This window comes from Janthinobacterium sp. 13, assembly GCF_002749695.1.
Classification (GTDB): domain Bacteria; phylum Pseudomonadota; class Gammaproteobacteria; order Burkholderiales; family Burkholderiaceae_D; genus Janthinobacterium; species Janthinobacterium kumbetense.
The window spans coordinates 5,448,684-5,464,320 of the sequence record NZ_PEEQ01000001.1 but is presented as its reverse complement, the minus strand read 5'-3'; the positions used below and the strand labels follow the sequence as shown (position 1 = coordinate 5,464,320).

The 15,637-nt window shown below is 63.6% G+C and carries 7 protein-coding genes; 2 read left to right on the top strand and 5 right to left on the bottom strand.

Translation table 11 applies throughout. From position 1 onward, the window contains the following. Positions 1–45: 45 nt before the first annotated feature. Entirely contained in the window at positions 46–1,263 is a 1,218-nt protein-coding gene (gene alaC / locus CLU94_RS24080) for an alanine transaminase (RefSeq protein WP_099667478.1), read from the bottom strand. Between the two features lie 308 nt (positions 1,264–1,571). Here alaC and CLU94_RS24075 point away from each other — a divergent pair, with 308 nt between their 5' ends. Further along, complete coding sequence (locus CLU94_RS24075) at positions 1,572–2,255, top strand: pentapeptide repeat-containing protein (protein ID WP_257218975.1); 684 nt, start codon at positions 1,572–1,574, stop codon at positions 2,253–2,255. A 163-nt stretch (positions 2,256–2,418) separates the two neighbouring features. Here the strand turns inward: CLU94_RS24075 and CLU94_RS24070 are convergent, their stop codons facing one another. After that, positions 2,419–3,633, bottom strand: a complete 1,215-nt coding sequence (locus tag CLU94_RS24070; RefSeq protein ID WP_099667476.1) for an MFS transporter — start codon at positions 3,631–3,633, stop codon at positions 2,419–2,421. Positions 3,634–3,747: 114 nt separating this feature from the next. Here CLU94_RS24070 and CLU94_RS24065 point away from each other — a divergent pair, with 114 nt between their 5' ends. Further along, positions 3,748–4,689 carry a LysR family transcriptional regulator gene (locus CLU94_RS24065; RefSeq protein WP_099667475.1) on the top strand — a complete coding sequence of 314 codons (942 nt, stop codon included), beginning with the start codon at positions 3,748–3,750 and terminating at the stop codon, positions 4,687–4,689. 24 nt (positions 4,690–4,713) lie between these two features. On the opposite strand, the gene CLU94_RS24060 is transcribed toward CLU94_RS24065, so the two are convergent. From CLU94_RS24060 to CLU94_RS24050, 3 genes are all read right to left on the bottom strand, one after another. After that, positions 4,714–10,797 carry a YDG domain-containing protein gene (locus CLU94_RS24060; RefSeq protein ID WP_099668472.1) on the bottom strand — a complete coding sequence of 2,028 codons (6,084 nt, stop codon included), beginning with the start codon at positions 10,795–10,797 and terminating at the stop codon, positions 4,714–4,716. Between the two features lie 34 nt (positions 10,798–10,831). After that, positions 10,832–12,499, bottom strand: coding sequence for a ShlB/FhaC/HecB family hemolysin secretion/activation protein (locus tag CLU94_RS24055; RefSeq protein ID WP_257218974.1), 1,668 nt, complete (start codon positions 12,497–12,499; stop codon positions 10,832–10,834). 528 nt (positions 12,500–13,027) lie between these two features. Then, positions 13,028–15,295, bottom strand: a complete 2,268-nt coding sequence (locus tag CLU94_RS24050) for a carboxy terminal-processing peptidase (RefSeq protein ID WP_099667474.1) — start codon at positions 15,293–15,295, stop codon at positions 13,028–13,030. Between the last annotated feature and the right edge of the window lie 342 nt (positions 15,296–15,637).

The following is a 15,637-nucleotide window of genomic DNA, read 5'->3' as shown; positions in this document are numbered from 1 at the left end:
GCAGCAGTGATATTACGGGCAACAGACAATTCCATACGGCAACTTTTACGTTGCCGTTTCCGTTTTTGCGTCGCCGGAACGCAACATATTCTTGATGCCGCGCAAGGCTTGCCGGACGCGCGCCTCGTTTTCGATCAGGGCGAAGCGCACGTATTCATCGCCGTATTCGCCGAAACCGATGCCGGGCGACACGCTCACCCTGGCTTTTTGCAGCAGCAGCTTGGCAAATTCCAGCGAACCCAGGTGGCGATACGCTTGCGGGATATGCGCCCAGATATACATCGAGGCCTTCGGTTTTTCCACCATCCAACCCGCCTCATGCAAGCCTTTCACCAGCACGTCGCGGCGGCGCTGGTACTGGGCGCAGATGTCCGTCACGCAACTTTGGTCGCCTTCCAGCGCGGCGATGGCCGCCACTTGCACGGGCGTAAAACTGCCGTAGTCGTGGTAGCTCTTGATGCGCGCCAAGGCCGCCACCAGTTCCGCATTGCCCACCATGAAGCCGATGCGCCAGCCCGCCATGTTGTAGCTTTTCGACATGGTGAAAAACTCGACAGCCACGTCGCGCGCGCCAGGCACCTGCATGATGGACGGCGCCTTCCAGCCATCGAAGGTGATGTCGGCATACGCCAGGTCATGCACCACCAGGATATTGTGCTGTTTCGCCAGCGCCACGACCCGTTCGAAGAATTCCAGCTCCACGCATTGCGCCGTGGGGTTGGACGGGAAGCCCAGCACCATCATCTTCGGTTTCGGGTAGCTTTCGCGGATGGCCCGTTCCAGTTCGGCAAAGAAATCCACGCCCGGCCCCATGCGCACGGAGCGGATATCGGCGCCCGCGATGACGGCGCCCCAGATGTGGATCGGATAGCTGGGATTGGGCACCAGCACCGTGTCGCCACGGTCCAGGGTCGCCAGCATCAGGTGCGCCAGGCCCTCTTTCGAGCCGATGGTGACGATGGCTTCGCTGTCCGGGTCGATGTCGACCTCGTAGCGCTTCTTGTACCAGTGGGCAATCGCGCGGCGCAGCCGCGGAATGCCCTTGGAGGCGGAATAGCCGTGCGTGTCGGGGCGTTTCACCGTCTCGACCAGCTTGTCCACGATGTGGGCCGGCGTGGCGCCATCGGGATTGCCCATCGACATGTCGATGATGTCCTCGCCACGGCGGCGCGCGGCCATCTTGAGTTCGGCGGTGATATTGAAAACGTAGGGGGGAAGGCGATTGATGCGCGAAAAGCTGCGCGGAGCTTGGCTGTCGGTCATGGTTATCTCTGTACGTAAGCGCCCGGATCCGTCCGAGCGACGTTGGCGCAGTGGCTGCGCCTGCAACGATACTAACCCGGCTTCGCAAGAACTGGCAAGGCCGATTCGGACAAGCTACAATACGCGCTGATCGAAAATGAGCGCACCGGTTGGTAACCCGGTAAGTGCCCGGCACCGTCCGGCATGCTCCCGCCCACGCGGACCCACGGCGCTGACCCTTGGCTGTTACACCAGCCGGGGAGGTGTTCTGGTTCGTGCATTTTCCCGCCGCGCCATCCCTCCCCTGCTTTGATTAGGAATAAAAACGGATGGCAACACACGATACCGCAGTAAGCAACATGACCCTGGACCGCGCCGGCATCGAGCAGCAGCTGGCCCTGCCCGTGCGCCACTTCATCGATTGCGCGTTCGACGGCGAAGACTTGTCGCGCCTCGATCTGCAGGGCTGTACCTTCGAGCGCTGCACCTTTGCCGACACCAATCTGTTCGCCAGCAAACTGGCGCGCAGCACCTGGCGCCGCTGCCGCGCGGGCAGCGCCGATTTCGAATCCGTCGACGCCGTCGACGCCAGCTTCGAAGGCTGCGACCTGAACAACACAAAATGGCGGCGCGCCAAGCTGGCCTCGGCCACCTACCGCGGCTGCAAGCTGACGGGCGCCTCGTTCGAGGAAGTGGCCCACCTGGGCCTCACCTTCGAAGACAGCCTGCTGGTGGGCGCCGACCTGCGCGGCTTCTCGTTCCGCAAGGCAATATTAAAGCAGCTGGACTTTTCCGACGCCTACCTGGCCGGCTGCGACTTCCGCGACGCCGTCTTCGAAGGGGGCAGCCTGCGCAACGCCACCATCAAACTGGCGAAGTTCCAGGGCGCGGACTTGCGCGGCGCCGATATCGACGGGTTCAAATTGAGCGAAGCGTCCTTGCTGAAAGGCGCCGTCATCACGCATGCGCAGGCGGCGAACTTCATGCGCGCGCTCGATCTGGTGGTGATTTAATCTGCAAAGACAAAAAAAAGCCCGCTACGGAAGCGGGCTGAATCTATTTCCTTGGAGGAGATAGAGGAGACAAGTGCATCTTGCGGCATCGCGGCATATCACGCCACTTTATCTTCATGATGATAGAAATAGCCGCTAGTGATAACGAGCCGCCATCAGGGTTTCAAGCCGTGCGGCGCGCGGCCAGCGGCAGAAATTCTCCCAGCCATACCAGCAGGGCCAGGCCCGGAAACGCCATGCCGGTCAGCAAAGTTGCTTGCCAACCATAGCTGGCATACACCCAGGCGCCGATGGCCGAGCCGGCTGCGCCGCCGGCGAAGAACAGGGCGAAATACAGGCCGTTCAGGCGGCCGCGCACTTCCGCGCCCAGGCTGAAGATGGCGCGCTGGCCCAGCACCAGGTTGGCGGCCACGCCCATGTCGAGCACGATGGAAGCGACCACCAGCAGCCCCAGCGCCACGTGTTTCGACTCGGGCGCCAGCATCGGCAAGGCAAAGGCGACGACGCCCAGCGCCAGCGCGGCGGCCGTGGCGGGCAAGGTGTGGCCCGCATCGGCCAGGCGGCCGGCGATGGGTGAAGCGACGGCGCCCGCCATGCCCACCAGGGCGAAGATGGCGATGCCCGTTTGCGACAGGCCGAACGCGGGGCTGGACAGCACCAGCGGCGTGACGGTCCAGAACAGGCTGAAGGCGCCGAACAGGCCCGCATGATAGGCGGCGCGGCGGCGCAGCACGGGCGTGCCCAGCAGCAAATGCCACAGCGAGGCCATCAAGGCCGGATAGCGCATGCTCGACACGGGCTGGCGCACGGGCAAGGCGCGGCGCAGCACCAGCGCCAGCAAGACCATCAGCACGGCGGCGCCGCCAAACACCACGTGCCAGCTTGCATGGGCCGCCACCAGCGAGGCCACGGGACGGGCCAGCATGATGCCCAGCAACAGGCCGCTGACCACCTTGCCCACCGTCTGGCCCCGCGTCGCTTCCTGCGACAGGTGGGCGGCAAACGGCACGATCACTTGCGCCGCCACGGACCCGAGGCCGATGGCCAGCGCGGCTGCCAGGAACACGATGGCGCCCGTGGAGAGGGCCGCCACCACGAGGGCCGTGGCCGTCACCAGCAAGGCCGTGACGATCAGGCGGCGGTTTTCCAGCAAGTCGCCCAGCGGCACGACAAACAGCAGGCCCAGCGTGTAGCCCACTTGCGTCAGGGTGACGATCAGCCCGGCCGCCTTGGCCGACAGGCCCGTGGAGGCGCTGATGGGCCCGACGAGGGTTTGCGCGTAATACAGATTAGCCACGATCAGGCCGGAAGCGATGGCCAGCAGCAGCACCATGGCGGGCGCAATGTCGTGGGGAGCAGAAGGTGAGGCCTTGTTCATGTTGTTTCCTCGGTTCGGTAGGGATGTGGCCATTCTAGGCAAAACCGGGGCAAAGATAATTAGGGCATAATCGCCCTACACTTTTCACATAATATGAACAATGAAAGCTATCCCATGGACAAGATCAAGGCCATGCAGACCTTCGTGCGCATCGTCGAGGCCAACAGTTTTTCCAAGGCGGCCGAAACCTTGAATTTGCCGCGCGCCGCGCTGACGGCCACCCTGCAAAAGCTGGAAGCCTACCTGGGCACGCAACTGCTGCAGCGCACTACGCGCCGTTTGTCCCTGACGCCGGAAGGGGCCGAGTACTTCCGCCATTGCCTCGATATTTTAAAAGCCGTCGACACGGCGGAACTGGCGTTCCGCGGTCCGGACGCGAAAAAACCCCGTGGCTTGCTGCGCATCAACCTGCCCAACACGGTGGGCCGGCGCCTCGTCATGCCCCATATCGCGCAATTCCACGCCGCCTGGCCGGACGTGCAACTGCAGCTGAGCCTGACTGACCGCCTGGTCGACCTGACGCAGGAAGGCATCGATTGCGCCTTGCGCGTGGGCACCTTGCAGGATTCCGCCTTCATCGGCAAACAGGTCGGCCTGATGCGCTTCGTCACGTGCGCCTCACCCGCCTACCTGGCGCGGCACGGCACGCCGCACACCCTGACCGACCTGGCCGCGCACCGGGGCATCATGCATTACTCGGGCCGCACGGGACGCGCCTTCGACTGGGATTTCCTGCAAGGCAAGGAGGTGGTGCGCGTGCCGATGGCCGGCCCCATCGCCGTCAACGACGCGGACGCCAGCGTCGCTTGCGCGCTGCAAGGGCTGGGACTGGCGCAGGCGGCCGTGTACCAGGTGCGCGCGCACCTCGACAGCGGCGCCCTGGTGGCCGTGCTGGCGGATCACCCGCCGACACCGATGCCCATGTCGCTGCTGACGCCGCAAGGCCGGCTGGCCACGCCCAAGCTGCAGGCGTTTGCGGGCTGGATCACGGCCCTGTTCGAAGCCAATATGGATCTGCAGCTGCCTGCCAAGGCGGCTGCCGCACGGGCCGGCTAGCCGGGGCAAGCACGGCCCTTGCTGTTACGGCATGGCCGGGCCGCTGGTCATGCCGGCCGGCAACAGAATACCGCCGTCGAGCACGCTCAATTGCAAGCCCGGCAGCACCTGGCGGGATGTCGGGCCGGCCACGCCGGCCACGACAGGCGCGGCAGGGCCGGCCGCCGCTTTGCCGCCATGGGCATGCTCCGCAACCACCATATTGCCCGCCAACGGCACGGCGGCGACGGAAGCGGCCGCTGCCGTCAGCGCATTGCGCAAGGCTTCGGCCGGCTTCACCTTCAAGCTGCCGGCGACATAGCCGATCGCATAGTTGTTCGACGTCTGCCCTGCGGCGGCAACCTTGTAGTTGCCGGCCGGCGAACCCGCGCCTGCCTCCGTGCTGAACAGTAGTTCGCCGCGCAGTTCCGATGCCACGCTGTCGCCCCCCAGCAAGCCCGCATAGCCGACGTCAAAGACGGGATTAGGGCGCCCCTGGTCTTTCTCGGCATTGTTCACCGTCACGGTCAATTTCGCCTGCGTAATATCGGCCCGCGCCGACGCCGCCGTGTTGACCACATAATTGCCGGCGTCCAGCCCGCTCAAGCGTATGCCATCCACGCGCACCGTCTTGCCCTGTCCCGCATTCTTGTCGGCAAACTGGGCAGCATTGCTGCTGATGCTCAGCTGGTCGCCGGCAAGACGGTCGTCGCGCCAGTTCACGCTGGCAGCGACGCTCGCATCGTAAACCTTGTTGATACCCGTGATACCCACCGTCAGCGCCGCCGGCGTGATGCTGGCCGTCAAGCCGCCCGGGTTCGCCACCGTGTAGTTGCTGGCCGAACCGCTGGCCGTGTCGGCCAGGGTCGTGCCCGTCACCGTCACCGCCTTGGCATTGCCCGCGTTCTTGTCACCGAAGCTGGCCGTCATCCCGGTCACGCCCAGGCGTTCGCCGTCGACCAGGCCGGACAGCACACCGCCGCTGACGCTGGCCTGGCGCGTGCCGTCGTAGACCTTGTCGAGCGCCGCCGCCCCCGTCACCGTCAAGGCCTTGGGCGTGATGCTGGCCGTCAGGCCGTTCGGATCGGTCACCGTGTAATTGCCGGCCAAGCCGCTGGCCGTGTCGACCAGGGCCGTGCCCGTCACCGTCACCGCCTTGGCCTTGCCCGCGTTCTTGTCGCCGAAGCTGGCCGTCATCCCGGCGATGTCCAGGCGCTCGCCTTCAACCAGGCCGGACAGTACGCCGCCGCTGATGCTGGCCAGGCGCGTGCCATCGTAGACCTTGTCGAGCGCCACCGCGCCCGTCACCGTCAGGGCCTTCGGCGTGATGCTGGCCGTCAAGCCGTCCGGGTTGGCCACCGTGTAGTTGCTGGCCAAGCCGCTGGCCGTGTCGGCCAGGGTCGTGCCCGTCACCGTCACCGCCTTGGCCTTGCCCGCGTTCTGGTCGCCGAAGCTGGCCGCCATCCCGGCGATGTCCAGGCGTTCGCCTTCGACCAGGCCGGACAGAACCCCGCCGCTGACGCTGGCCAGGCGCGTGCCGTCATAGACCTTGTCGCCCGCCACCGCGCCCGTCACCGTCAGGGCCTTGGGCGTGATGCTGGCCGTCAAGCCGTCCGGGTTGGCCACCGTGTAGTTGCTGGCCAGCCCCGTATCGCTGGCCAGCACGGCGCCCACCGTCACGGCCTTGCCGTTGCCGGCGTTCTTGTCCGAAAAATAGCCGCTCAGGCCAGACAAGATCACGTTTTCCGAGCCGACGAAACCGCTCAATGTGCCGCCCGTCACGCGCGCGTCGGCATTGCCATCGTAGACTTTATCTTGCGCGGCGACGCCGCCGAGCGTCAGCGCCTTGGGCCGGATGGTGCCCGTGATGACGGCGTCCGTGGCGGCCAGGGTATAGTTGCCGCTGTCGGCGCCAGCCAGCACGATATCGCTGACATACACCGTTTTGCCGCTGCCCGCATTCTTGTCCGCGAAATTGCCTCTGGCAGTGACCACGGCAAGACTGTCGCCGCTCACCATGCCATGCAAGACCGCCGAAGCGCCGCTCAGGCTGGCCCCCAGGCCACCGTCATACACCTTGTCATCGGCCTTGATGCCCGTCACGCTGCTGATGGTGGCCTTGGTGATCGCGCCGCTGAAGTCGCCGATTGGCGCCAGCGTGTAGTTGCCGGCCGCACTGCCGCCCAGCGTGGCGCTGGCCGTAATGGCGAGATTGTTGCCGACATTCTTGCTGGCATACGAGCCGGACAGCAAAAAGCTCAGCTTGGCCACGTCATCGCCCAACACGCCACTGAGGCTGCCGCCAGCCAGCACGGCAGAGGTATTGCCGTCATACACCTTGTTGCCCGCCGAAACGCCATTCAGGCTGATCTGGCGCGGCGTAATCGTCACGCCGCCATCGACATAGCTAATCAGGTAGCCATTCTGGGCCGTGGAATACACGCCGCTGGCCCGCACCACATAGTTGCCGGCATTGACCAGGCTACCGGACGCATTGTCATATGTCAACGAGCCTTGCAGCAGGGAAGGATCGACCACCCTGGAATAACTTACGGTGACCGGATCGCTGGCGAGGCCATCATAGACCTTGCTGCTATGCGACACCGTCACCACCAGGGGCGTCAGGAAGGAACGCAGCAATGGCGTGCTCTGTCCTTCGTAAATCACCCAGGTATTGTTCAAGTCCCAGGCCGGGCTGCCCGCGCTGCTGCCGTTGTAGTTGGCCAGTTTTTTCAACTCGGCCGAACTCAGGCCCGTGCCGCCCTGGCTGCCCGCCTGCCCGCTGATCTGCGTATCCCAGTAACTGCCCGTGGCATCGGCGGCGGAGGCGCCGCCTGCCAGCCCGCCCAGCCCCGCTGCGCCGCTGACGGCAACGGCCGCATAGCTGTTACGGATACTGCCGCCGCGGCTGTCGCCAGCCAGGCCGCCCACATTCACGCCACCCGTCGCGCTGCCCAGCGCGTAACTGTCGACAATTTCGCCCGTATTGCTGCCCACGAGGGCGCCGACCTGCGCATCGCCCGTGACATTGCCGGTAACGAAACTGCCGCTGATTTTGCCCGCGTTCGCGCCGGCGAGCGCGCCCACATCGCTGCCGCCGGTGATCCGGGCGTCGCTCAAGCCCAGGTCCGAGATACTGCCATTTTTGCCGAGACTGCCGATCAGGCCGATTGCAGCGCTCCCCTGCCGGAAGATGCGCAAGTCGGAAATGATGTGGCCGGCGCCATTGAGGCTGCCCGTGAACGGCGACGCGGCGTCACCGACAGGCACGAAGCCTTTGCCGAGCCAGATATCGCCGCCGGCTGTCGCCCCCGCGCTGAAGCTGCTGCCCAGGGTATAGGCTGCCGCCTTGTCCATCGCCATCAACTGCAGCTGGTGCGCGGAATTGATGGTGGTCGAGTATTCGCCGCTGAACATCGGCAACGTGCCGCCCTTGCCGTTCATGCCGCCGTTCGATCCCACCGTCACCCAATTGTTGCCCGTGGCGCCAGCCGTCGTCGTGAAATTGAATGTTGGATAACTTGCAGGATCACCCATTGCAAGGTCCGTCAAGCCGACGATATTGCTCGTTCTGCCATTGCCTTGGCCCAGGCCCGTCAGGCCGTGGTTGGCGCTGGTGTTGTAATAGGCATTGCTCACGTTGCCACCGAAATCATTGTAGCCAACGATGCCGCCTCGGTTATCGTGCTGCGCATTGACCGCGCCGAAGGAATAGACATTGTCCACAGTCCCCCGGTTCCGGCCGACGATGCCGCCCGCATAGTTGCCCGCATTGACGCTGCCAGTGGCATAGCTGTTGCTGATCCTGCCCGCATAAACGTCACCGACGAGGCCGCCAAAACCTTGCTCGGACTGCACATCGCCGGAAGAGTAGACATTGCCGGTCGCATAGCTGTTGCTGATCGTCCCGCCCAGCCGGCCAGCCAATCCGCCGGCGATGGAACTGCCCGTCACGCTGCCCGTCGCATGGCTGTCGCTGATATTGCCTGACGTGAATGCCGCCAGGCCGCCCGCAAAGATATCGCCCGCGACGTCGCCCGTGGCAAAGCTCTTCGCGATGGCGCCAGCGTTTTCAAGCACCAGCCCGCCGGCCGTGCCCTTGACTACGGTCACCTTCATGCTGCTGCTACTGTTGCTGACGCTGCCGCCACGTTCATTTTGGGCAACCAGCCCGGCAGCGCCGCCACCGTAATTGGGAGTGTGCTCGATACTGCCGCTGCTGCGGCTGTTGTTGATCACGCCGCTATTCACGCCCACCATGCCCCCTGCATAAATCGACCCCGTCAGCTTCAGTTCGCCGTACGCACTGACGTTATCGATCAAGCCCGCGTTTCTTGCCGCCAGCATGCCCAGCCGGATCTGCCCAGACTTGCCTTCCGGCGCCTGTATCCGGGTGTTGACGAGATTGAGGTTGCGCACCACGCCCGACGCGCCGATGGCGCCAAACATGCCGACATCGGCATAGTCCGTCAGCCGGGTGAGGGACAATCCCGTGACGTCATGGCCCAGGCCGTCAACCCTGCCCAGGAATGGCGTCCCTGTGTTGCCGATGGGCACGAAGCCCTTGCCGCCGTCCCAGTCGAGCGTGGCACTGGCGTCGATATGGCGGCCCAGCGCATAGTTGCCTCCCAGGTTGGCATTCATGCCCTGCAAATCGGCTGCGCTCAGGCTGCCAGCCGCACCTACGCTGTTGATCACCGTATAGCTGATGACTGCGCCATCCGTGCCCTGCCTGGTGCTGAAGTTATTACCCGATGGCAAGTCCACTTCCGCCTTCACGTTGTAGGTGGACAAATTGCCGGCGGCGACGCCGCGCTGGCCATACTCGAGCGCCAGGCTGGCCGTGCCGGCACCGCGCAGCGGCGCATTGATATTGATATTATTGTGCGCCGTCAAGGTCAGCTTGTTGGCCGACCAGCTGATCGTGTCGTTGACATGGATATCGCCTGCGGCGCCGCCGCTGGCGACCGTTGCAATGGTGACATTGCTGGACTTGAGCGCATTGCTGTAAAACGCGCCGGTCTGGTTGCCGCCCGATGCCGCGATCGTGAAATCGGTCGGATCGATCAGCCACATGCCCGTCGTGCCCTTCATCGCGGCCGTGCTCACCTTCAGCGCGTCGTCGATCTTCACGTGCGCGGCCGAGGTGTCGATGAAGCCGCCATTGCCGCCCGCAGGCGCGCTGGCGTCCAGGGTGCCGGCCGCGTTCACCGTGCCGCTTTGCATGTCGCCCAGCAACTTGATCGTGCCGCCGCGCGTGTCGATGCTGTGCGCCTCGATCACGCCCGTGTTGTTGACGACGGTTTTCAGCAAGTCGCCCGCCGCCTGCGCCGTCAGGACGACGCTGCCGCCATCGGCCTGGATCAAGCCGCCGTTATTCACCAGCGCGCCCACGGCGCCCCGGTCCACCGCCACGTTCAGCAAGCCATCGCCCGCCACGTCCAGCGTGATGGCACGACCTGCCGCCAGGGCCACCGAACCCAGGCGCGCCTGGATCATGCCTTCGTTCGATACGTTCGCGCCCAGCAAGGCCACATAGCCGCCCGGCGCGCTGATGTTGCCCTGATTCAAGACTTTACCGCTGCCATTGCCGGAAAACTGGTACTTGCCCGCCATGAAGTCGGCATTACTGATATCCAGCGTGGAAGCCACCAGGCCGGCCGTGTTCACGGACGCGCCGTGGCCGAACAGCACGCCGTTCGGATTGACAATAAACACCTTGCCGTTGGCCGACAGCTTGCCCAGGATGGTCGTGCCGTCGCTGCCCAGCACGCGGTTCAGGGCCACCGCATTGCTGTTGGGCTGCTGGAACTGCACCGATTCGCCCTTGCCGATATTGAAACTGGCCCAGTTGATGACGGCATGCTGGCTGCCCTGCTGGATCACGGTATTGCCCGGCGCGCCATTGATGGAAGCCTGGCCCGCCACCACCGTGCCGCCCGCCGGCCCCGCCAAGGCCAGGGAGCCATAACCGAGCATCAGCGCCGCCGCCATGCCGGTCAGGGCGAAATGCGCGCCGCCCCCGCTGCTGCCCGGCATCGAGCGCTTGCCGGCGGATTTGACGTTTTCGGAAACGGCGGCGTAGGCGCCGGTGGCCTGGTTCCAGATGGAGCGGTAGATGCGGTTCATGGCAGTGTCCTGATGTTTTTATTGATGTAGTAATTTAGAAATACTTGACGGCTTGCAGCCAGAAGCGGCCTGCCGCATCGGGGGCGGAAGTCGCCTTGGCATTGCCCAGCTTGTGTGCGTAATACGCCTTCAGCACGAGCGCGTTGGCGCCCGTCCACGTCACGCCCACGCCCGCGCCGCTCAGGGTGCGGCGGTTGTCGCCGGCGCTCCAGGCATTGCGGTTCAGCTTGACGGTGCCCGTGTCGGCAAACGCCAGCACTTGCAGCTGGCCGGGAAAGGCCGTGAACGCCGTCACGTTCTGGCGCAGCTCCACATTCAGCACATAGCCCTGGTCGCCATACGCTTCGCCGCCCGGATAGGCGCGCACGCCGCCCACGCCGCCGATGCCCATCTTTTCCGACACATCGAGGTTTTTCGACGCCGCCTGGCCGCTGACGGTGCCGAACAAGCTCGTCTCGCCGCCCAGGCTTTGCACACGCGCCGCGTTGAAGGCCAGCTTGTTGAAGTGGCCGTTGCTGTTCACCGTCGCGCGGTCGAGCGCCAAGGTTGCCGGCGTCTCGATATCGATCTTGCCCGTGGTAAAGGTCAGCGAATACGTGCTGGCGCCGCCACCGCCCCAGCCATCCTTGCTGTCGCCATTCAGATTCAGCATCCACACCTTGGCCTTCTTGTCGTTGACGCTGCCCGTCGACTCCGTGCGGTCCTGGAAAGTCTTGTCGTCATAGCTGACCTGTGCATACAGGTTGTTGCTGCGCGAGCGGATCAGCGGATAACTGCCATAGGCGCTGGCGATCTTCGCCGTGCCCTTGGCGTCGAGCACGGCAAATTCCTTGCCCAGCTTGTAGTCCATATAGGTGTAGGCGCCGCCCAGGCGCAGCAAGCCCGCCTGCCCCTGGTAGGCCAGGCGGCCATAGTTCAGGCCGTCGGCCGAGGTGAACGCGCGCACGGTGGCCACGTCGCCGATGCCGGCCAGTTCATTGATATTCAGGGTGGCGCCGATGCGGTTGCGGCCCGTGTAGCGGTTGCCCTGGTTATCCAGGTCGATGCTGCCGTTGAAGCGCGAGCCCGGCTGCACGTCGACGATCAGGTCGGACGCCCCCAGCGAGGCGCCCGGCGCCAGCGTCGAGCTGACCTGCACGCCCGGCAAGTCCGACAGCAGCAGCAAGCGGCGTTCCAGCGGCGCCGTGGCGATCACCTGCCCGTCCAGGCCCGCCAGCACGGTGCCGGCCAGGCCGTCGGACAGATTGCTCTGGTTGCGCAGTTGCACCTGGCCATACTGGCCTGGCAACACGCTGATCGTGACGACGCCATCCTTGATATCTTGCGCGGGCAGATAGGCTTGCGCGAGGAAATAGCCGCGATTCTGGTAATAGCTGGCGATGTTGGACGCCATGGCGCGCAGCTCGCCCAGGGTCAGCTCGCTGCCTGCAGTAAACCCCGAGGCGGCCACCAGTTCGCTCTCGGTGAAGACTGGCGGCGCCGCGACCTGCAGGCGCTGGACGGCGATGCGCGTCGTGTCGCCCACCGTGGCGGCGGGCACGTTGCCCTGCTGCACGCGGATGGCGGGCGGCGCTTTCGGCAACGGGGGGGCGGCGGGAATCTGCTGCAGCTGGCTGCCGGCGCCAGGAGGATCGACGGCCCAGGCGGTCTGTATCAGCGCCAGCAAGGGCAGCAGGGTCAGGGGAAGAAGTTTACAACGCAAGATAAGCCTCTCGGTCGCCGCTGGCGGCATGACGGAATGAATAAAGAAGGAAAAAGCATGCGGTGCCGGCATCGGGCGCTATGCATCAGGCGCAGGCAGCCATGGGACAGCGCACTGCGTGGCGGATAACGCGCTTTGCTGCCGCGCTAGACCGCGCTGCCATTACAGAAAGCCAAAGAAAATTTCTTTGTGGGAATATAACAAGAATGGAAAATGTATAACGGAGCAAATCTGAGCGATTCCCGACAAATTCAGTCGGGATTAAAGGCTTGCAGCGGCATGCGGAGGACAGACTTGAGGAAACGCGGCGGGCACCACGCAAAAAGCAAGACAAAAAAAAGCCCGCTGCGGGAGCGGGCTGAATCTATTTTCTTGGAGGAGAATAGAGGAGACGGGTGCATTATGCTGCGTCGCGGCATATCAATCCAATTGATTGTTGGAATGATAGAAATACGCCAGACAGATAACTGATGGCGCAAAAAAAAAGCCGGCTCCGCAAGGAACCGGCTTCTTACGCGACCACAAGCCTTATTTCGCTGCCGTCACCGGCGTCGCCTTGCTGTCCGCGCCATATGGCAAGACCTTCGACGCCATGCGGCTATCGGCCTTGATCAGCGCCACTTCGTCGGCCAGGATGCGCGCTGCTTCGTTCAGCAGCACGTCCTTGGCGCTCTTCGCGGCCGTTTCAGCGTCCAGTTCGGCACTCAGCGCCCGTTCGTCACCCTGCAAGCCGTCGTCCGTGCGCAAGGCGCCCTTCACGGCGGCGATCTGCTTGGCCGTCTTGTTGGCCGCTTTCGCGCCCTTCAGCACGTCTTTCGGATCCGGAATCACCACCAGGTCGTCGGCAGGGTTCGAAATCTGCGCGATCAGGCGTTTTTCACGGGCCTTGGCGCGCGCTTCCTGGGCATCGCGCTCCTTGCGGCGCACGGTTTCATTGAGCGAAATCTGGTTTTCCTTGCGCTGCTTGACGACGAGAGCTATGTCATCGAGCAAGTACTGGAAATCCTTGTCCTTGGCCACGCGCGCATCATGTTTCTTGTCCAGCAGCGGCACGATCTCCTTCAGGTCGCCCGTCGGTATGTAAGGCGCCGGCTTGATCGCGACCCATGGCAGGGCATTGTCATAGCTCGACTCGCCGAAGTTTTCCGCGTCCGACATGGCTGGCAGCTTGATGTCTGGCGTGACGCCGCGCAACTGCGTGGTGCCGCCATTGATGCGGAAGAACTGGGCGATGGTCATTTTCAGCTCGCCGAAACGGGCTTTCTCGCTGCCGCCGAAACGGTCAAGGTTGAACAAGGTCTGCACCGTGCCCTTGCCGAAGCTGCCTTCGCCGATGATGACGCCACGGCCATAGTCCTGCACGGCGGCGGCGAAAATCTCGGAAGCGGAAGCCGAGCCGCGGTTGATCAGCACGCCCATCGGGCCATCCCAGGCCAGGCCGGCATTCGTATCGCTTTCCACTTCGACCTTGCCTTCGGCATTGCGCTGCATCACGACAGGGCCCTTGTCGATGAACAGGCCCGTCAGTTCGACGGCTTCGTTCAGCGAACCGCCGCCGTTGTTGCGCAAGTCGATCAGGACGTTGTCGACCTTGTCTTTCTTCAACTCGGCCAGCAAGCGGCTGACGTCGCGCGTGGCGCTCTTGAAGTCCTTGTCGCCGCGGCGGCGCGCTTCGAAGTCCTGGTAGAACGTCGGCAGGGAAATGACGCCGATGCGGCGCTTGACGCCGTTGTCGCGCACTTCGATGATCGATTTCTTCGCCGCCTGCTCTTCCATGCTGATTTTCTTGCGCACCAGCGGCAAGACCACGTGCTTGGCGTCCGGGCCGGCGTCGGCCGGCAGGATGTCGAGGCGCACCACGGAATCCTTGGCGCCGCGGATCAGCTGCACCACGTCGTCGATGCGCATGCCCAGCACTTCGGTGATGGGGCCGCTTTCGCCCTGCCCCACGCCGACGATGCGGTCGCCCACTTTCAGCTTGCCCGACAGGCCGGCCGGGCTGCCCGGCACGACTTCGCGCACCACCGTGTATTCGTCGCGCGTCTGCAGCACGGCGCCGATGCCTTCGAGCGACAGCCGCATGGCGATGTCGAAGTTGTCCGAGGCGCGCGGACCCAGGTAATTGGTATGCGGCTCGATCGACATGGCATACGAATTCATGAAAATCTGGAACACGTCTTCGCTGTTGAGCTTGCGCGAACGGGTCGTGTAGCTTTCATAGCGCTTGTCCAGGGTCTCGCGGATGGCCTTGTCTTCCTTGCCCGCCAGTTTCAGGCGCAGCCAGTCGTTCTTGACGCGCTTGCGCCACAGGTCGCGCACTTCCTCGTCATTCTTCGGCCAGGCAGCCTTTTCGCGGTCGAGTTGGTAACTCTCGTCGGCCGTGAAGTCGAACTTGGTTTTCAGCAATTCACGCGCATACGCCATGCGCTCGTCGAAACGCTGCTGGTACAGGTTGTAGATGGCAAACGGCGCCGTCAAGTCTTCATTGATGATGGCGTCATCGAGCTTGGTGCGCAGCGGTGCGAAACGGTCGACGTCGGCTTGCACGAAAAACAGTTTTTCCGCGTCCAGGGACTTGAAGTAGCGATCGAAGATTTTCTCCGACATGGCGTCGTCGAGCGGCATGGCCTTGTAATGGACGCGTGTCAATACGCGCGATGCCCACAAGGCGGCCTGCGTTTGCTGGGCCAGCGGCTTCATGGGTAGCGGAGGAGCGGCGCTCTTGTCCGTCTGGGCTGCGCCAGCGTGGGCTGACAGGGCAAGCACCAGGGTGACCAGCATCATTTGCTTCTTCATCGGCTTCTCCGAAAATTAGTTGAATCAATTCCAGGCCAGGCGGCGCAGATAGGCATGCGCCAGCCAGCAAGACAGTAAGGGGAATACACGACTGGTCTGCATATTATTCTACAGGATACGGCCTGGCAGTCTCCCATGGAATATCAGTTTCTTCCTGGAAGCTTAAACGCGGATTAAAGGCAGCGCGTCATTCATTACAAAGTGAAACATTCGTGACAAAAATCGCATCATCCGCCAGCGACGAACAGAAACATTCATTATTGAAATCAAAAAAGTCAATAGCCAGTCTTTGCAATTCTTGACGCAGGTGATGTTTTTACGCAAAAGAAATGATTCCTGCGG